Below are 18,963 nucleotides of genomic sequence, written 5' to 3'. Positions count from 1 at the left end.
GCTGAGCTTCGGTGCCTGGGCGGCGGACGGCCTGCTCGCGATCTTCTTCTTCCTCGTCCGGGCTCGAGCTCAAGCGCGAGTTCGTCGCCGGCGACCTGCGCCGCTTCAGCACCGCGATCGTGCCCGTCGTCGCCGCTGTAGGCGGCGTGATCGTGCCCGCGCTGGTCTACGTCGCCATCGTTGCGCAGACCCCGGGCCTGCTGCGCGGATGGGCCATCCCAACGGCGACCGACATCGCCTTCGCCGTCGCCGTGCTCGCGCTCATCGGCTCGCACCTGCCCAGCCCGCTGCGGATCTTCCTGCTGACGTTGGCCGTCGTCGACGACCTCATCGCGATCACCATCATCGCGGTCTTCTACACCGAGACCATCGACGTCGTCCCGCTGCTGCTGGGCCTGCTCACGATCGGTGTCTACGCGGTGCTCGCCCAGCGGTATCGGCAGGTCTTCCGCCTCAGGCCCGCTGCGGCCTGGCTGATTCTGCTGCCCATCGGCGTGGTCGCGTGGGCCTTTGTCCACGCGGCCGGCGTGCACGCGACGATCGCCGGCGTCCTGCTCGGGTTCACCATCCCCGTCCTGCACCGGCGGCGCGACCGGGTCGACGAGGCCGCGCCCGGGCTCGCCGAGCTGTTCGAGCACCGCTTCCGGCCGCTCTCGGCCGGCTTCGCCGTGCCGGTGTTCGCGTTCTTCTCCGCCGGGGTCGCCCTCGGCGGCGCGGAGGGCTTCGTCTCCGCGCTCACCGACCCGGTGACGATCGGGATCGTCGTGGCTCTGGTGGCGGGAAAGCCGCTGGGCATCGTGCTGATGACCTGGCTCGCCACTCGCGTGCGCGGCATCCGGCTCGATCCCGACCTGAAGTGGATCGACATCGCCGGCGTCGGACTGCTCGCCGGGATCGGGTTCACGGTGTCGCTGCTCGTGACCGAGCTCAGCTTCTCCGCGTCCGACCCCGCCCACGACCACGCCAAGGTCGCGATCCTGCTCGCCTCCGTGCTCGCGGCCGCGATCGCCTCGGTCCTCCTCACCGTCAGGAACCGCCGCTACCGCCGGATCGCCGAGGCCGAGGAGATCGACGAGGACGGGGACGGGGTCCCCGACGTGTACCAGCGGCAGGCGGACTGACGCCGTGCGAGCAGCCGCGGCCTTCGCGCCGGCTCGAGAGACCTGCTCGGCCAGTGCGGCTAGCGGTCGAGTTGGAGGCGGTGCCAGGCGAGGAGCGTGAGAGCGCCGAAGGCGAGCGGGACGGTCGGGACGAGAGCGAGCTGGGCGATCGTCACCGACTCCGGGCCGATGGCCCACAGCGCCGGGATGACGAGGGGGAACCATGCCCCGGCCCCGATGAAGGCGCTCACCTGTGCGACGACGAGCAGGCCGATCGTGGTGGCGATACCGGGCAGCAGCCCGCGGCCGAGGGTGACCGCCCAGGCGGCGGGGGTCGCGGTCAGGCCGACGAGGACGGTCAGCGGGACGTGCCTCGCGAGAGATCGCCAGGCCTCGGGGCCGGGTGCCCCGTAGCCCAGCGCCAGGCCCAGCAGCAGGAGCGTGCCGCTCAGCGCGACGGATACCGCGAAGACCCAGCCGAGGTAGACGAGGAGCTTGGCGAGAGCGATCTGCCACCTCCGCACCGGGAGCGCGAAGAGTCCGGTGACCGTGCCCTCGGCGAACTCGCGGCCGACGATCCAGCTCAGGCCGATGCCGAGGGCGGCCATGACGCCGGCGGCGGTGATCTGCGCGGCGACGCCGAGCAGCGCGGGCCCATCCCTCGAGCTCTGCCAGCGGCCCGAGCTTGGCGGTCAGCTGGGGATCGCCGAGGCCCTTTGCGGAGAGGATGCCGGCGACCAGTGCGGCGACGCTCGCGAGGACGAGGCCGGTGATCCAGCGCAGGACGCGGGAGACGGCGGCCTTGCGAACCTCGGTCGCCATCGCAGCGCCGAGGGCGCTCATGCTCCCTCCCGTCGCCGGTCGTCGGCCAGGATGCGGGCGAAGAACGTCCGCTCGAGGTCGGCACCGCCCGGGTCGAGCTCGCCGATGACCGCGCCGCCGTTGATCAGGGTGATGCGGTCGGCGATCCGCGCCACCTCGTCGAGGTGGTGGCTCGAGATCAGGATCGCCGCCCCGTCCCGCGCGCGCCGGCGGAGCGCGTCGCGCAGGAGGATGACGCCGCCGGGGTCGAGAGTGCTCGTGGGCTCGTCCAGCACGAGGAGGCGCGGCTGGTGCTGGAGGGCGGCGGCGAGCCCCACGCGCTGCCGGTTTCCCGCGGACAGCCGCCGGGCGCGGACGCCCGCGTAGCGCGCGAGCCTGAGCTCCTCGAGGGCCTCGTCCACCGCGGCTGCCGCGCCAGTGGCGGCGAGTCCGTGCAGCCGTGCCGAGAGCAGCAGGTTCTCCCGCGCGGTGAGGTCGCCGTAGGCGAGCGGGTGCTCGATGACGTGCCCGACCCTCGCCCAGGCGGATGCGGGCAGCGCCGGGAGCGGGGTGCCGTCGAGCCGCACCTCTCCCTCCGTGGGCCGCAGCATCCCGAGCAGCAACTTCATCAGGGTGGTCTTGCCCGCGCCGTTCAGTCCCACGAGCGCGTGGATCTCGCCGGACCGCACTCCGAGGTCGACCGCGCGGACGCCCGCGCCCCCGCGGAAGGTGCGCGTCACGCTGTGAGCGGCAAGCATCAGTCGGCCCCCTTCTCGATCACTCGGAGCGCCAAGAGGATCGCGTGGCTCAGCGGTGCATCGCTCTCCTCCTGCGCCCAGGTCGACAGCGCCTCCATGAGCGCCGCGAGCGCGGCGGCGGCCGCGATCTGCGCGACCGTCGGATCCTCGCCGGTGCCGACGAGCGCCTGCGCGATCGCGTCCTCGGTCGCGCGGGTGTTGGCGCGGACGTGCCCGGCCAGGCCGGGCGTGCGCGCCGCGATCCGCATCCGCCGCCGCACCGCTGCTTCGGCCGGCTCCGGAACGTCCCGCCACGCCGCTCGCACCCCGGCCGTGACCCGTTCGAGCGCGGGCAGATGAAGCGGCGTCGCGGCAACCGCGGCCGCGATCGCCGGATCGTAGGGGTCGTCCAGCAGCAGGCGGTCCTTGGAGCGGAAGTGGCGGAACAGTGTCATCTCGCTCACGCCGGCGGCCGCGGCGATCTGCGCCGTCGTGGTCTCTTCGTATCCCTGCGTCTCGAAAAGGGCGAGCGCCGCCTCGGCGAGGCGCTGCCGGGTCCTGGCCCGCTTCGCTGATTCGCCCATGCCAGAATGTTAGCATCTAACATTCTGAGCGGTTCCGCCACGCCGGCCCGCCGCCTTCTCGCGAGCAGACGGATCGATAGAATGCAGTACGTGCTGTTCACGAGAGCGGCGCGAAGCGGATCGGGCTCGATCCGCCGTTTGCGTCCGGTCCAGGTCATCTTCCTGGGCTTCTTCGGTGCCGGAGCGATCGGCACCGGACTGCTGATGTTGCCTGTCGCCAGGACCGGGCCGGGAGGGGCGAGTTTCCTCGAAGCGCTGTTCACGGCGACCTCCGCGCTGTGCGTCACAGGCCTCGTCGTCGTCGACACTCCGACGTACTGGACCGGCTTCGGCCAAGCAGCGATCCTCGCCCTGATCCAGGTGGGCGGTTTCGGCGTCATGACCTTCGCGTCGGTTGTCGGCTTGGCGGTGCTGCGCCGCTTCTCGCTGCGCTCGCGCCTGGTGGCAGCGGCGGAGGTCAAAAGCCTCGGGCTGGAGGGCGTCGGTTCGCTAGTGCGCGGCGTCGTGCTGATCTCGCTGGCGATCGAGGCTGTGGCCGCGATCATCCTGACCGCTCAGTTCGCGATCGGCTACGGCTATGGATTCGGCGAAGCGCTGTGGCTGGGGGTGTTCCACTCGGTGTCCTCGTTCAACAACGCGGGGTTCGCGCTGTACGGGGACAGCATGATGCGCTACGTCACAGATCCTGTGATCTGCCTCACGATGGCGGCGGCGATCATCCTCGGCGGCCTCGGTTTCCCGGTGCTGGTGCAACTGCGGCGGCACGTCCGCACGCCGCGGCTCTGGTCGATGCATACGCGCCTGGTGGTGTGGGGCACGGGCGTGCTGCTCCTGGCAGGCACGGCCCTCATCACCGCGCTCGAGTGGGCCAACCCGCGCACGCTCGGCCCGCTGGACTGGCCGGCGAAGCTGCTGGCAGGGTTCTTCCAGTCCGTGCAGACCCGCACCGCCGGATTCAACAGCGTCGACACCTCCGCGATGCACGAGGCGACCTGGTTCGGCATGGACGCCCTGATGTTCATCGGCGGCGGCCCCGCGGGCACCGCCGGCGGGATCAAGATCACCACCTTCGGGGTGCTGCTGTTCATCATCATCGCCGAGCTGCGCGGCGACCCGGTGGTCAACGTGTTCGGCAAGCGCCTCTCCCGCGCCGTGCACCGGCAGGCGATCACGGTCGCATTGCTGGCCGTCGCCCTCGTGGGGGTCTGCACCGGGCTGCTGATGCTGCTGACCGACCACCCGCTGGACAAGGTGCTGTTCGAGGCGACCTCCGCCTTCGGCACGGTTGGCCTCTCGACCGGGATCACCGCCGACATACCCCCCGCCGGCCAGCTCCTGCTGATCGTCATGATGTTCATCGGCCGACTCGGGCCGATCACCTTCGCCTCCGCCCTCGCCCTCCGCGAGCGGCGGATGCTGTACGAACTCCCCAAGGAAAGGCCGATCATTGGCTGACAAGAAGATCCGATTGTTCGGCGGCACCGACGCCTCCCGCGTCGCCGCGGCGAATGCCGTCGCGGTGCTCGGGCTGGGGCGCTTCGGAAGCTCCCTCGCCCTCGAGCTGATGGACAGCGGCACCGAAGTGCTGGGCATCGACAGCCGGCACGAGGCCGTGCAGGCCCTCAACGGCCGACTGACGCACGTCGTCGCGGCCGACACCACGAGCGAGGAGGTACTGCGGCAGCTGGGCGTTCCGGAGTTCGACCGCGTCGTCGTCGCGATCGGCACCGATCTCGAGTCCAGCATCCTCACCACCTCGCTGCTGCTGCGCTTCGGCATCACGAACGTGTGGGCCAAGGCCGTGAGCCCCGCGCACGGCGCGATCCTGGAGCAGCTCGGCGTCCCGCACGTCATCTACCCGGAGCACGACATGGGCCGCCGAGTCGCCCACCTCGTGCGCGGCAGCATGCAGGACTACATCCAGGTCGACGACGACTTCGTGCTCGTCCGCACCACCCCGAGCCGGGCACTCATCGGGATCCCCCTGAGCGAGACGGATCTGCGCGCCAAGCACGGCGTCACCATCGTCGCCGTCAAGCCGAGCGGCCGCCCATGGACGCACGCCACGGCCGAGACCGTGCTGCGCCCGGACGACGTGATCCTCGTGTCGGGCAAGACCCGCAAAGCCGAGGCGTTCAGCCAGCTGCGGTGAGTGCTGCCCTGAGAAGATTGATCCGTGAAGGTCTCCGCAGCGGCAGTCGGGGCGCTGGCCGGTCTTGCCGGTCTGGCGCTCTGGTTCTGGCGCGGCGGGCCGAAGCTCCCGCCGGGCACCGATGCCATCATCGAGCGAGTGGCGGGGAGCGACCTATCGCACGTCGTCGCCGGTGAGACGGGGCATGTCGACTCGGGCGGAGTGCGCATCTGGTACGAGAGCATCCCGGCTGCGGGGCCCGAGAAGGGCGTCGTGCTGCTGAGCACTTCGATGGGCGGCGACTCGCTGTTCTGGCCGCCGGGCTTCATCCGCGACCTCGGCCGTGCGGGATACCGGGTGATCCGCTACGACCAGCGCGGCACCGGCGCTTCGGACTGGATGCCCGAGTGGAGCCGCCGGCACCCGTACTCGCTGCTCGACATGGCCGACGACGCGATCGCGGTGCTCGACGCGCTGCAGGTGGAGAAGGCGCACCTCATCGGGCTCTCCCTCGGTGGGTTCGTCGCCCAGGAGGTCGCAATCGGCCATCCCGGCCGCGTGGCCTCCCTCACGCTCATGTCGACGGCGGCCGACCCGACGGATGCCAGCCTCCCAGCGCCCCGCATGGGGCCGATGCTGCGCGCCGCTTTGGCCGGCATCCCGATACTGCGCTACCGGCTCCTCGGCGGCGAGAAGAACCTCGTCAAGGAGATCGTCGCCAAGACCATCAGCGGCAACGGCTACGAGGGCCTGGACGTCGAGGAGCTCGCCGAGCTCGTGGTCTAATGGCCTGCGCCACCGGCGCGGCATCAATCTGCGGGCCGTCCTCCAGCACCGGGCCGCGGTGACCGTGACCCGTTCTCGCTATGGATCGCTGGGCAGCCTCCGGGTTCCGGCGCTGGTCATCCACGGCACGGCCGATACGTTCCTCCCGGTCGAGCACGCCCGCAGGCTCGTCGAGCTGATCCCGAACGCACAGCCCCTCTGGCTCGACGGGGTAGGCCACCAGTTCCCCTACCCGGGCTTGCCCACCATCACCCGAGCGATCGTCTCACACCTCGATAGGACGCTGTAGGAACGCGCCCGGGCAGATTGCGACACTACGCAGTTCGGTAGGCGAGCCCAGCTCAGGCCAGGTTCGTTCCCCCACACGTCTGGCACCAGGGTGCCCCGCTCGGGCGCGGAGCGCCCACCTGACCCCTGAGACGGCCCCTCCTGAGCCTGTCTCGGGGAGGGGCCGTCGTGGTGATGACGATCCGGCCCATGTCGTCGGGCAAGGGCTTTGAGTATCTGCTGAAGTCGGTCGTCGTTGGTGACGGCGACCGGGAGATGAGCAGCCCCCTGACCCGGTACTACACCGAGTCGGGCTGCCCGCCCGGTACCTGGGTCGGCACCGGCCTGACGAGCCTCGACGACGGCCGCTCCCCGGCGATCGCGGAGGGCGACACCGTGACCGAGGAACACCTCGCCCGGCTCTTGGGCGAGGGCATCCACCCGGTCACCGGCGAACGGCTCGGCACCCGGTTCCCGAAGTTGCAACCCCCACGCGAGCGGATTGCAGCCAGGGTTGCACGCCTGAGCCCCAGGTTGCGCGGCGAGCAACGGGAGCAAGCGGTGCAACGCATCCGCGAGGAGGAACTAGCCAAGCCACCCCGCACCACTGTTGCGGGGTTCGACTTGACGTTCTCGCCGCCGAAGTCGGTGAGCGCGATCTGGGGCGTGGCCGACGCGGGCACGCAAGCCTTGATCGCCAAGGCGCATCACGCCGCGATGCGCGACACCATCGTCGTGCTAGAACAGCGCGTCGCCGTAACGCGGGTGGGCCGGGGCGGGGTCGCGCAGATGCCCATCGTCGGGGTGATCGCCACGGCGTTCGACCATTACGACTCCCGCGCCGCCGACCCGCAGCTGCACACGCACGTCGTGGTGTCGAACAAGGTGCAGGGCATCGACGGTCGCTGGAGGACGCTGGACTCGCGCCGTCTGCACAAGGCCGCCGTCGCGCTGTCGGAGACGTACAACGCCTTCCTGACCGATCACACGGCCCGGCTGCTCGGGGTGACGTGGGTGCCGGTGGATCGCGGCAAGGATCGCAACACCGGCTGGGAGATCGCGGGCGTGCCCGCGACGCTGTTGGCGGAGTTCTCCCGCCGCACCACCGGCACCCGTGACGGGGCCGAGGGGATCGAGCAGGTGAAGAACCGGCTCATCGCCGAGTACGTGGCCGAGCACGGCAGGCAGCCCTCGGCGCGGGTCGTGGCGAGACTGCGGCAGCAGGCGACGTTGGAGACCCGTCCCGAGAAAGTGCTGCACTCGCTGGCGGAGTTGACCGCCGAGTGGCGCGAGCGCGCCACACTCACGTTGGGCGAGGACGCCACCACCTGGGCGCAGCATCTGCTCGACCAGGGTGCGACCGAAGCCTTGTTGCGTGCCGACGACCTCGGCCTGGAGCAGCTCGACGACCTCGCCACGGTCGTGCTGATGACGGTGGCGAACCGGCGTGCAACCTGGGGGCGCTGGAATGTGCACGCCGAAGCAGCGCGGCAACTCATGGGCGCACGCTTCGCCACCACCGCCGATCGGCTGGCGGTGTTCGATCAGATCGTCTCCCGCGTCGAGACGGAATCGTTCAGGCTGACCCCGGCCTACGACCGGGCCGTGCCCGCGCACTACGTCGAGGACGAGGGCAGCAGGTTCCAGCCCGTCGATCAGATCGCCTACTCCAGCCAGGACATCCTCGACGCCGAACAGCGCCTCCTCGCGCACAGCAAGGACGAGACCGGGCCAGCGTTGAGGGCGCGGTTGGTGGCTCGGCATGTCTCCCGCAAGATCAGGGGTGTCCGGCTCGATCCGGATCAGGCCACCGCGATCACCCGCATCGCCCGCTCCGGGTTGACGCTTGACCTGCTGGTCGGCCCCGCCGGTGCCGGGAAGACGACGGCGCTGCGGGCCTTGCATCGTGCATGGACGGCAGCGCACGGGCGTGACTCGGTGATCGGGCTCGCGCCGTCGGCGGCGGCAGCCGAAGTGCTCGGTGACTCGCTCGGCCTCCGGGCGGAGAACACCGCGAAGTTCCTCTACGAACACGCCAAGGGGCGCTGGAGCCTGGAGGCCGGGCAGCTCGTGCTCGTCGACGAGTCCTCCGTCGCGGGCACGCTCGCGTTGGATCGGATCACCGCGCACGCCGCCGAGGTCGGGGCCAAAGTCGTCCTCATCGGGGACTGGGCACAACTCTCGGCCGTGGAGACGGGCGGGGCGTTCGGGATGCTCGTGCGGCACCGCCACCGCGTGCCCGAGCTCACCGACGTGCGGCGCTTCGCCCACGAGTGGGAGAAGACCGCCAGCCTCGGCCTGCGCCACGGCAACACCAAGGCCCTGGACGCATACAACGCAGAAGGCCGGCTGGTCGAGGGCGACGCCGAGACGATGCAGGATGCGATCTATGATGCGTGGCGCGCCGACCGCGACGAGGGCCTGCGCACGTTGATGATCGCGGGCACCGGCGAGATGGTCGCGCAGCTGAATGAGCGCGCCCGTGCCGATCTCGTCGCCGCTGGCCGGGTCGAAGCCGAAGGGGTCGGGCTGCACGACGGCACCACCGCCGGGGTCGGTGATCTGGTCGTCACCCGTCTCAACGACCGTCGCCTGACCACCGGCAGGACGTGGGTGAAGAACGGTGACCGCTGGCAGATCACGCACCGCTACGAGGACGGTTCCTTCGCCGTTCGTCGCCTCGGCGGTGGCGACGAGCCGCGCGGCAAGGCTCTCGTGCTGCCCGCGAAGTACGTCCGTGAGGAACTGGAACTCGGCTACGCCAGCACTGTTCACCGCGCCCAAGGAGCCAGCGTCGACACCGCGCACGCTCTCGTTGATCCCGAGAAGGCGGGCCGGGAGTTGTTCTACGTCGCCATGACCCGAGGCAAGTTCCGCAACCACGCCTACGTCATCGTTCCTGACCCGCACGAGGTCGAACCCCATCTCGACCAGCGGGGGCCGTTGACGCTCATCGAACGGCTGGCCGAAGTGCTCAAGCGCAGCGATGCCGACCTGTCGGCCACCGAGACGCTGAATCTCGAGGTCGATCGTCACGCCTCGCTGTCCACGCTGATGGACGAGTACGACGTGCTCGCCCGCGAAGCGCAAATCGACCGCTGGGCCACCCTGCTCGACGTCGCCCCGTTCCCCGACGACGTGGCCGACGACGTATTCACCAGCCCCTACTACGAACGCCTCGAAGCAGCACTCGCCCGACACGAAGCCGCCGGGCATCTCGCCGCCGTCGCACTGAACGCGCTCGCGCCCCGGCTGACACCCGGCGACGAGCAGAGCGACCCCGCCGCGCAGTTGGCGACCATGCTCGACCAGGCGACCAGCCAACTCGCAGCGGGCAAGAACCGCAGGCGACGGGTCGCCGGGCTCATCGCCACTCCAGCCCAGCCCATCCCCGACGACATGCAGACCGCGCTCGACGAACGCCAAGCACTCATCGAAGCCCGCGCCCGGCAACTTGTGAACGACGCTGAGCAAGCCGGGGCCGCGTTGCTCTCGCGGCTCGGGAAGCCTCCCTCTGCGTCGAGAGCGCGAGCGCAGTGGCAGACCGAGGCGGCAACCGTTGCGCTGTACCGGCACCGCTACGAGATCAGCGGCTCGTCGCCGCTGGGCGACACTAAGGACGTCCGCACCGCCGAGCAAGCCGCCGAACACCGCTCGGCACAGGCCGCTCTCACCCGACTCCGGCGACTCACCAAGCGTTCAGGTGATGCTCACGAGCAGCGCCGCGCCCCTCGCGTTGACCAGGGGCGTCGCCTCTGACAAACCACCCGACTCTCCGGCGAGCCCCGTCTTGCTGCCAGCGCGAAGTCGGTAGACTTGGAAGTGACCAATCGGGTACCTCCCATTTGACTGCTCGGCTCGTCGAGCAGAACCAACTGGGGGTGCCCGACCAGGGCCATGATCACACCGAGTTTGCGGCGCATGCCGCCCGACAGCGCCGAGCCGAGCCGGTCATGTGCTGTCTGCAGCCCGGCCAGTTCGATCAGCTCACTGCTGCGGGCCACGGCCTGGCTGCGGCTGAGCCCGAAGACCGAGGCCACGAACTCGAGGTTCTGGCGCACGGTCAGGTTCGCCCATGAGCCGGCCGAGGCCGGCAGCATGCCGAGGTCGCGCCCGATGGGTGCCGAGACGGTGCCGCGCTCGGGTACCACCCGCCCGGCGAGCACCCGCAGCAGTGTCGTCTTACCGGCGCCGTCGCCGCCGACGACAGTGCTCACGGTGCCAGGCGCCACGTCGAAGCTGACGTCGTCCAAGGCCGGGACCTCGCCGAAATGCACGCTGACATTGCGGACGCCGAACATCAGGCAGCCCTGCGCGCGGCAACGTGCTTGCCGGTCGTGCCGGCCTGGTGGCGCTGGTGCGGGGCCAGGGAGGCGCCGAAACGCAGGATCGCGACGGACAAGATGATGACCGCCATCGCGGCCAGGATGAGCAGGCTCGGCCACAGATCGCCAAAACCCGCGCCACGCAGCAGAACCCCGTGGGCCACCTTGATGAAATACGTCAGTGGCAGGCCGTAGCCGATCCAGCGCACGCCCCACGGCATGGCCTCCAGGGGAAAGATCATCCCCGACAGCAGAATCTGGGGAAACATGAAGAACATCGCGGTCTGGATGGCCTGGCCGGTGGTATCGGCCAGGGTCGAGGCGAGCACCCCGAAGCCCAGCACCGCCAGCAGGAAGAGCGCGGCGCCGAGCGCGTAAACCCAGATCGGGCCGTTGAACGGCACGTCGAACAGCGACAACCCGAGCAGTGTGACGACGGTGATGTCGAACAGTGCTAAGACGAAGTACGGCGCGATCTTGCCGATGATCACCGCCGACGGGCGGATCGGCAGCACCGCGAGTTGCTCGATGGTACCCGTCTCCTTCTCACGGACCAGCCCGATCGAGGTGATGATGGTGCCGATCAGGGCCATCACCAGCCCGGCGATGGCCGGCACCAGCACCCACGATGTCGACAGATCGGGGTTGAAGAGCACCTCGGCGCGCAGCAGCCCACCGCTGTTGCCGGTCGCGACCTGCACCGACTGGGCCACGAACAGCGCCGATCCGTCGACGTAGGCGGTCATCGGCGTGGTGTCGGTGTCGATCACCACGTCCACCTGATCGGAGCGCAACAACTCGACCGGATCAGTGCCGCTGACGTCCTCGGTGACGTCGAACAGGTCGGGAAGCCGGTCCGTGACGGAGCCGGCATTGTTGCCGATGACCGCGGTGGAGATGTGCTCGACGCTGAAGTTCGCCGCGTAGCCGAAGATCACCAGCAGGACCACCGGAAGCAGGACAACCATCGCGAGTGTCCGGCGGTCTCGTCCCAACTCACGGAACTCTTTGACGATCATGGCGCGCATACCGCAAGCCTGATCTTGGCGCGGGGTTAAGTCAACGCTGTCGAGTCAACCCCGCACCGATCGCCACGACGGACGCTCAGTCGAGCTGGCGGCGGGTGGCACCCTTGTCGGCGCTTTGGGCGAGCAGCGCGAAGATCTTCAGCGAGTTGCTGACCTTGCGGTCGCGGGTGGCCGGACGCCAGCCCTTGGCGTCCTGCTCGGTGCGCCGGGCATCGAGTTCCTCGTCGCTCAACTCCACGTTGATGGTGCGCCCGGGGATGTCGATCGCGATGATGTCGCCGTCGCGGACCAGGCCGATCGCGCCTCCGCTCGCGGCTTCGGGGCTGATGTGACCCAGCGAGAGTCCGGACGATCCGCCCGAGAAGCGTCCGTCGGTGATCAGGGCGCACTTCGGGCCGAGCCCGACGCCCTTCAGGTAGCTGGTCGGGTAGAGCATCTCCTGCATGCCGGGGCCGCCCTTGGGGCCCTCGTAGCGCACCACGACCACGTCGCCGGCCTCGATGCGGCCGCTGAGGATGGCGTCCACGGCCTCTTCCTGCGATTCGGTGACCTTGGCCGGGCCACGGAAGACCCACTGATCGACGGGCACGCCCGCGGTCTTGACCACGCAACCGTCGGTGGCGATGTTGCCCTTGAGGATCGCCAGGCCGCCATCGGTGGTGTAGGCATGCTCGACGGAGCGGATGCACCCGTTCTCGGCATCCAGATCGAGGGTGTCCCACAGGGCGGTCGCGGAGAACATCTGGGTGGTGCGGACGCCTCCGGGGGCCGCATGGAAGAGCCGTTCGGCCTCCGGCAGTGCTTGACCGCCGCGGACGTCCCAGTCGTCCAGATAACCCTGGATCGAATCGTGGTGGACCGAGTGCACGTCGGGATCGAGCAGCCCGGCGCGGTTGAGCTCGCCGAGGATCGCGGGGATGCCACCTGCGCGGTGCACGTCCTCGATGAAGTAGTTCTTGGTGTTGGGAGCCACCTTGCAGATGCACGGCACATGGCGGCTGAGGTCGTCGATGTCGTCCTGGGTGAATCCGGCGTTGGCCTCCTGGGCGGCGGCCAGCAGGTGCAGGATCGTGTTGGTCGAGCCGCCCATGGCGATGTCCATCACCATCGCGTTCGAGAATGCCTTCTTGGTGGCGATCGACAGCGGCAGCACCGACTCGTCGTCCTGGTCGTACCAGCGCTTGGAGATCTCGACGATGGTCTTGCCGGCCTGCTCGAACAGTTCGCGGCGGTAGGCATGGGTGGCCAGCGTGGTGCCGTTGCCCGGCAGCGCCAGGCCGAGCGCCTCGGTCAGGCAGTTCATCGAGTTCGCCGTGAACATGCCCGAACACGAACCGCAGGTGGGGCAGGCCTCCTGCTCCATGCGCCACAACTCGGCGTCCGAGACCTTCTGATCGACGGCGTTGATCATCGCATCGATCAGGTCGAGACGTTGCGACTGGGTGCCGTCGTCCATCGTGATCGGACGCCCGGATTCCATCGGGCCACCCGAGACGAAGATCGTCGGGATGTTCAGCCGCAGCGCGGCCAGCAGCATGCCGGGAGTGATCTTGTCGCAGTTGCTGATGCAGACCAGCGCGTCGGCCTTGTGCCCGTTGACCATGTACTCGACCGAGTCGGCGATGATCTCGCGGCTGGGCAGCGAGTAGAGCATGCCGTCGTGGCCCATCGCGATGCCGTCGTCGATGGCGATCGTGCTGAACTCGCGCGCGATGCCGCCGGCCTGCTTGACCGCATCAGCCACGATGGTGCCGACGTCGCGCAGTCCGACATGGCCGGGCACGAACTGGGTGAAGCTGTTCGCGATGGCGATAATCGGCTTGCCGAAGTCTTCGTTTGTGAGTCCGGTGGCGCGCCACAGGGCGCGGGCACCGGCCATATTGCGGCCATCTGTGGTCGTGCGGGATCGCAACTTCGGCATGATTCAACCTTCCTTCGCTCCTACCAAGGCTAGCCGCCGATCCCAGCCGGACCCGTTGAGGACGTCCTTACCTGAAGGAGTCCACAGCACAGCGGCTGCCGAGAGTCGCGCTTGCTGCCGAAGGTTCGGCAGCAGCTACGACTTCCGGCAGCCGCTGGGATGGCCGGCGCGCCCGGGGAGGGATCAAACCAGTTGGGCGGTTCGGGTTTGACTCGGGGTCGGGGCCGTCGTGGGCATCGAGTGGATGGCCCGACCGAGGGCAGCCAGCACCGATTCATGCATTGCTTCGGAGACCGACGGGTGCGGGAAGATGATCTCCGCCAGCGATTCAGCGGTGGCTTCCAGGCCGTGCGCGATCGAGAATCCTTCGATCAGTTCGGTCACCTCGGGTCCGACCATGTGCGCACCCAGCAGTTCACCGGATTCGGCATCGAAGATCGTCTTCACGAACCCGATGCCTTCACCCTGAGCCAGTGCCTTGCCATTGGCCGCCAGATCGAAGACTCCCACCTCGATCGGACGACCGAGCGCGCGGGCCTGTTGCTCGGTGCGGCCGATGCTGGCGATCTGTGGACGGCTGTAGGTGCAGCGCGGCACGAACCACCGATCCAGCTGCCGGACCCCGGGTGCTCCTGCGATATGGTCGACGCAGATCAGCGCCTCATGACTGGCCTTGTGAGCCAGGCACGGACCGCCGGCCACGTCGCCGATCGCATAGAGCCCCGCCACGCCCGTGCGGCACCATTCGTCGATGGCGATGAAGCCCCGCTCGAACCCGACACCGAGTTCGGCCAAGCCGAGCCCCTCGGTATTGGGCACGACCCCCGCGGCGACCAGCAAGTGCTCGCTGCGAATGGTCTCGGATGCTCCACCGGCCACCGTGAACGTGGTGCTCACACCGGTGCCGTCCGCCGTCACCGTGCCGACCGTCACCCCCGCCTCGCAGCGGATACCGCGGGACCGCAGCTGCCTGACCACCGCCGCCGAGACGGCGGCGTCCTCGGCAGGCAGGACCCGGTCCAACGCCTCCAGCACGGTCACCTCGGTACCCAGCGCGCCGTACAGGCTGGCGAACTCGATACCGATCGCGCCGGAGCCGATGATCACCAGCGATTCCGGCAGCTTCTTGGGACTCAACGCGTCGGTGGACGTCCAGATCCGGTCGCCGTCCGGCGTGATCCCCGGCAGTACCCGAGGACGGGCACCGGTCGCCACGATGATGTGGTCGGCCTGCAGTTCGCGAATCGGCTGGCCGTCGGCGGTGACGGTGAGCTCGCCCTTGCCGCTGAGCACAGCCGAGCCCCGAATCACCTCGACCCCGTTGCCGGTCAGCAGGGCCGACACCCCGCTGACCAGCCGGGACACCACCGAGCGGCTGAACTTCACCAGCTGCTGCATGTCGAAACCCACCTCGGCCGGCACATCGAATCCGTACCGGCCGGCATCGGCGATCGCATGCGCGGTGTCGGCACCGTGCAGCAGCGCCTTGGTCGGGATGCACCCCCAGTTGAGGCACACCCCGCCCAACTCGCCGCGTTCAACGATCGCGGTCCGCAGCCCGTACTGTGCAGCGCGGATCGCCGCGACATAGCCACCCGGCCCGGCTCCGATCACCACCACATCGAATGCGTCGGATGAAACGCTTGTTCGGGTCATGATCTACACCAGCATCTGGGCCGGAGACTCGAGGATCGAGCGCAGTTCCGCGACGAACCTCGCCGCCAGTGCTCCGTCGATCACCCGGTGATCACTGGCCAACGAGACCTCCATGATCGTGTGGACGTCCACCTGATCCTCGTCGTCGACCACCAGGCGCCGAACCCCGGCGCTGACCGCCAGAATCGCTGCCTGCGGTGGATTGATGATGGCGTCGAACGAGGTCACCCCGTACATGCCCAGATTGGAGACCGTGAACGTGCCACCCTGGAACTGCTCGGCGGTCAACGTCTTGGCCTTCGCCCTGGTCACCAGATCGCTGATCTCAGCCGATATCTGCCCGAGTGAACGCTTGTTCACGGCTCGGACGACCGGTGTGATCAGGCCCTCGGGCAGCGAGACGGCGACGCTGACATCGGCATCGGCGAACTGCAGAACGGTCTTGCTCGCCTCGTCGAACTGCACATTGACTTCGGGAATCCGGGTCAACGCCAGCCCCACCGCCTTGACGACCAGATCGTTGACGCTGATCTTGACGCCGGGCACCGTGGCATTGATCTGGGCGCGCAACTCGAGTGCGGCGTCCATCTGGATCTCGGTGTTCACCCTGAAGTGCGGCGAGGTCTGGTAGGACGACTGCAGTCGCTGGGCGATCGTGCGGCGCATCGGCGTTAGTGGCTGTGCGGTCGCCTCATTGACCTGCGCGACCTCGGCCACCGCCGCCTGAACTGCCGGTGCGGGTTGCCCGGCGTCCAGTTTGCGGATCGCCTCTTCCACATCGGCCCGGCAGACGCGCCCATGCGAGCCGGTCGCCCGGCAGTCGTGCAGGTTGATTCCGCGGGCGGCTGCCAGGCGCCTGGCCACCGGGGTTGCCGCGACATCGGCATCATCACGTTGGGAGCGCAGGCGAACCTGCTGGCGCGCGAACTCCGGCTTGGCGGCCAACTGCCCGCCGGCGGCGGTGATCGCCTTCTCGATATCGGAGATGCTGACCCTGCCGGCCGGACCGCTGCCCGACACCTTGCCCAGGTCGATGGCATGCAGCTTCGCGAACGCCGCTGCTCGCGGGGTCGCCCGCACATCGTCGGCCGATGCCCCGGCCAGAGCCTGCGGCACCACGAGCTCGCCGGGCGGCGGAGCCGCAGGTGCCGGCGGCGCCGCGGCAGGCCGCATCGTCGGCGGGGGAGCAGCCGGCGCCGGTGCCGCGGCGACCGCGACCGGGGCCGGCGCATCCGCGGTCTGCTTGGGCAGCCCAAGCCGCGCAGCGATGAACGCGTCGACCTCGGCGTCGGGGATCGCGGGTTCGGCACTGACGGCGATCAGTGCCCCCACCGGATAGGTGTCGCCCGGTTGAGCCAGCTGGCGGCGCAGGAAGCCGTCGAACGGCGCCTCCAGTTCGTTGGCGATCTTGGACGACTCGATCGTGCACAGCGCCTGGCCCTTGGTGAAGCTGGTGCCTTCGGCGACATGCCAGCTGCCGAGCATGCCTTCTTCCATCGTCAGACCCCACTTGGGGATCTCAATGGCTCTGATCTCTGCCATGGCTCAGGCCCCCACGACGGCGCGGACTGCGTCGGCGACCTTGGCCTCGCTCGGCAACCATTCGCGCTCCAGTGCGGGAGAGAAGGGAACCGGGGCGTGCGGTGGAGTGATCAGCTGGATCGGCGCCTTGAGCTCGCTGAACAGGTTTGTGGCGATGAGCGCTGCCACGTCATGGCCGAATCCGCAGCGGGCTGTCGATTCGTCCGCGATCACCACGCGTCCGGTCGCAGCCACCGACTCGAGGATGCCCTCTTCGTCGAGCGGGCTGGTGGTGCGGGGGTCGACGACCTCCACGGAGATGCCCTCGGTAGCGAGCTGATCGGCCACCCGGTTGGCTACGTTGACCATATTGGCCAGCGCGACGATGGTCACGTCGTCGCCTTGACGCGTGTAGTTGGCCACGCCCAGTGGAATGGTGTACGGCTCGTCGGGGACCTCGCCCTTGACGTCGTAGAGCGCCTTGTGCTCGCAGAAGATGACGGGATCGTCGTCGCGGATCGAGGTCAGCAGCAGGCCGCGCGCATCATAGGCGTTCGACGGGCAGACCACCTTCACGCCCGCGGTCGCGGTGAAGATGTTGTACGGCGAAGCGGAGTGCTGGGCAGCGGCCCCGATGCCGGCTCCGATGATGCCGCGCATCACCATGGGGGTCTTGGCCTTGCCGCCGAACATGTAGCGGAACTTCGATGCCTGATTCCAGATGAGGTCATAACAGACCCCGAAGAAATCCATGAACATCAGTTCGGCCACCGGCCGCAGCCCCGTCGCGGCGGCTCCCGCCGCCATGCCCATGATCGCCGATTCGGTGATCGGGGTGTCGATGACCCGGGCATCACCGAACTCGGTCCACAGACCCTTGGTGACACCCATGACACCACCGAATGCCTCGATGGTGGGGTCGGGGTTGATGCCGCCCTTGCCGCCGCGCTGGTCCTCACCCATGACGATGACGGTGTCGTCTTCACGCATGGCATCGGCGATCGCTGCGCGGATGGACTCGCGGTAACTCATTGCAGTCATAATGTCTGTCCTTCCCGATCAGTAGGACGCGTAAACGTCGGTGGTTACCTCGGACGCATCGGGCCAGGCGGCGGCTCGAGCGTAGGCGACGGCGGCGTCGACCTCTTCGGCAGCGGCCGCGTCGATCGCGTCGAGTTCAGCGGCATCGATCTGATCGGCCACGTTCTTGCGGAAGATCTTGAGCGGGTCCATGGTGTCCTTGAATTCCTGCAGCTGCTCGGGCGTGCGGTACAGCCCGGCATCGCCTTCGAAATGTCCGTAGAAGCGGACCGAGGTCGCTTCGATGGCCGACGGGCCGCCGCCCGCGCGAGCACGGTCGATAGCCTCCTTGGCGGCTGCCCGGACGGCGAAGTAGTCGGTGCCGTCCACCTTCACTGCGGGCATGCCGAAGGCTGCCGCGCGTCCGGCGATGTCGTGGGAGCCGACGGCGAAGGCGGCCGCGGTGGCCTCACCCATGCCGTTGTTCTCGAAGACGAAGATCGCGGGAAGTTGCAGCACCACGGCCATGTTCATGGCCTCGAACGTGGTCCCTTGGTTGGAGCCGCCGTCGCCGGTGAAGCTGACCCCGACACCATCGGTGCCCAGTGTCTTGGCCGACAGCGCAGCCCCGATGATCAGCGGCGGTCCACCGCCGACGATGCCGTTGGCGCCGAGCATGCCCACCGACAGATCGGCGATGTGCATCGAGCCGCCCTTGCCGCGGCACAGACCTTCCTCCTTGCCGAAGATCTCGCACATCATCGGGCGGATACCGCAGCCCTTGGCAAGGCAGTGTCCGTGTCCGCGATGTGTGGACGCAATGTAGTCGCTGCGACGCAGGTTGTCGCAGACCCCTACCGCGATGGCTTCCTCGCCCGCGTAGAGGTGAATGAATCCGGGAATATCGCCGGTCAGGTTCTCGGTGTGCAGGCGATCCTCGAATGCGCGGATCTCGCTCATCCGCTGGTAGGCGGCAAGCAGATCAGCGCGTGAATAGCCGGCCCGGCTTGCGGCTTCAATGGTTGGTGCACTCATTTGATATCTCCATCGACTCGTGTGAGGCTTCCGCTGGTAGCGGGTCTCTAG

The 18,963-nt window shown here is 68.7% G+C and carries 16 protein-coding genes; 6 read left to right on the top strand and 10 right to left on the bottom strand.

Features of this window, described 5'->3' with window-relative positions:
* Positions 1-11: 11 nt before the first annotated feature.
* Positions 12-1,121, top strand: coding sequence for a Na+/H+ antiporter NhaA (nhaA, locus tag QUE25_RS05605; protein WP_286268163.1), 1,110 nt, complete (start codon positions 12-14; stop codon positions 1,119-1,121).
* Positions 1,122-1,180: 59 nt separating this feature from the next.
* On the opposite strand, the gene QUE25_RS05600 is transcribed toward nhaA, so the two are convergent.
* The 3 genes from QUE25_RS05600 to QUE25_RS05590 all read right to left on the bottom strand — a co-directional run bounded on the left by QUE25_RS05600 (position 1,181) and on the right by QUE25_RS05590 (position 3,222).
* Complete coding sequence (locus QUE25_RS05600; RefSeq protein ID WP_286268162.1) at positions 1,181-1,708, bottom strand: ABC transporter permease; 528 nt, start codon at positions 1,706-1,708, stop codon at positions 1,181-1,183.
* Between the two features lie 231 nt (positions 1,709-1,939).
* Entirely contained in the window at positions 1,940-2,659 is a 720-nt protein-coding gene (locus QUE25_RS05595; RefSeq protein ID WP_286268161.1) for an ABC transporter ATP-binding protein, read from the bottom strand.
* The gene (locus tag QUE25_RS05590) at positions 2,659-3,222 is read right to left on the bottom strand and encodes a TetR/AcrR family transcriptional regulator (RefSeq protein ID WP_286268160.1); all 564 of its coding nucleotides are present in this window, start codon (positions 3,220-3,222) and stop codon (positions 2,659-2,661) included. The genes QUE25_RS05595 and QUE25_RS05590 overlap by 1 nt, the downstream gene beginning before the upstream one ends.
* Positions 3,223-3,303: 81 nt before the next feature.
* Between QUE25_RS05590 and QUE25_RS05585 the strand changes: the two genes are divergently transcribed.
* From QUE25_RS05585 to mobF, 5 genes are all read left to right on the top strand, one after another.
* Entirely contained in the window at positions 3,304-4,677 is a 1,374-nt protein-coding gene (locus tag QUE25_RS05585) for a TrkH family potassium uptake protein (protein ID WP_286268159.1), read from the top strand.
* Complete coding sequence (locus QUE25_RS05580) at positions 4,670-5,374, top strand: potassium channel family protein (RefSeq protein ID WP_286268158.1); 705 nt, start codon at positions 4,670-4,672, stop codon at positions 5,372-5,374. Before QUE25_RS05585 ends, QUE25_RS05580 begins: the two co-directional genes overlap by 8 nt.
* A gap of 24 nt (positions 5,375-5,398) precedes the next feature.
* Positions 5,399-6,139: an alpha/beta fold hydrolase gene (locus QUE25_RS05575; RefSeq protein ID WP_286268157.1), complete on the top strand. Its 741-nt coding sequence runs from the start codon at positions 5,399-5,401 to the stop codon at positions 6,137-6,139.
* Between the two features lie 58 nt (positions 6,140-6,197).
* Positions 6,198-6,428: an alpha/beta fold hydrolase gene (locus QUE25_RS05570; protein WP_286268156.1), complete on the top strand. Its 231-nt coding sequence runs from the start codon at positions 6,198-6,200 to the stop codon at positions 6,426-6,428.
* Between the two features lie 173 nt (positions 6,429-6,601).
* Positions 6,602-10,165, top strand: coding sequence for a MobF family relaxase (gene mobF, locus QUE25_RS05565; RefSeq protein WP_286268155.1), 3,564 nt, complete (start codon positions 6,602-6,604; stop codon positions 10,163-10,165).
* Here the strand turns inward: mobF and QUE25_RS05560 are convergent.
* The 7 genes from QUE25_RS05560 to QUE25_RS05530 form a co-directional block, all read right to left on the bottom strand.
* Positions 10,117-10,707 carry an ATP-binding cassette domain-containing protein gene (locus tag QUE25_RS05560; protein ID WP_286268154.1) on the bottom strand — a complete coding sequence of 197 codons (591 nt, stop codon included), beginning with the start codon at positions 10,705-10,707 and terminating at the stop codon, positions 10,117-10,119. The two genes, mobF and QUE25_RS05560, sit on opposite strands and share 49 nt — an antisense overlap.
* Positions 10,707-11,759, bottom strand: coding sequence for an ABC transporter permease (locus tag QUE25_RS05555; protein ID WP_286268153.1), 1,053 nt, complete (start codon positions 11,757-11,759; stop codon positions 10,707-10,709). Before QUE25_RS05555 ends, QUE25_RS05560 begins: the two co-directional genes overlap by 1 nt.
* Positions 11,760-11,835: 76 nt before the next feature.
* Complete coding sequence (gene ilvD / locus QUE25_RS05550) at positions 11,836-13,680, bottom strand: dihydroxy-acid dehydratase (protein WP_286268152.1); 1,845 nt, start codon at positions 13,678-13,680, stop codon at positions 11,836-11,838.
* Between the two features lie 183 nt (positions 13,681-13,863).
* Positions 13,864-15,336, bottom strand: coding sequence for a dihydrolipoyl dehydrogenase (gene lpdA / locus QUE25_RS05545; protein WP_286268151.1), 1,473 nt, complete (start codon positions 15,334-15,336; stop codon positions 13,864-13,866).
* A 3-nt stretch (positions 15,337-15,339) separates the two neighbouring features.
* Entirely contained in the window at positions 15,340-16,878 is a 1,539-nt protein-coding gene (locus tag QUE25_RS05540) for a dihydrolipoamide acetyltransferase family protein (RefSeq protein ID WP_286268150.1), read from the bottom strand.
* Positions 16,879-16,881: 3 nt separating this feature from the next.
* On the bottom strand, positions 16,882-17,898 hold the full coding sequence (locus QUE25_RS05535; RefSeq protein WP_286268149.1) for an alpha-ketoacid dehydrogenase subunit beta: 1,017 nt from the start codon (positions 17,896-17,898) through the stop codon (positions 16,882-16,884).
* A gap of 18 nt (positions 17,899-17,916) precedes the next feature.
* Positions 17,917-18,912, bottom strand: coding sequence for a thiamine pyrophosphate-dependent dehydrogenase E1 component subunit alpha (locus QUE25_RS05530; protein ID WP_286268148.1), 996 nt, complete (start codon positions 18,910-18,912; stop codon positions 17,917-17,919).
* Positions 18,913-18,963: the final 51 nt, after the last annotated feature.

This window comes from Brooklawnia propionicigenes, assembly GCF_030297015.1.
Classification (GTDB): Bacteria; Actinomycetota; Actinomycetes; order Propionibacteriales; family Propionibacteriaceae; genus Brooklawnia; species Brooklawnia propionicigenes.
The sequence above is the reverse complement of the archived record's forward strand: the minus strand, read 5'-3'. Positions and strand labels throughout refer to the sequence as shown.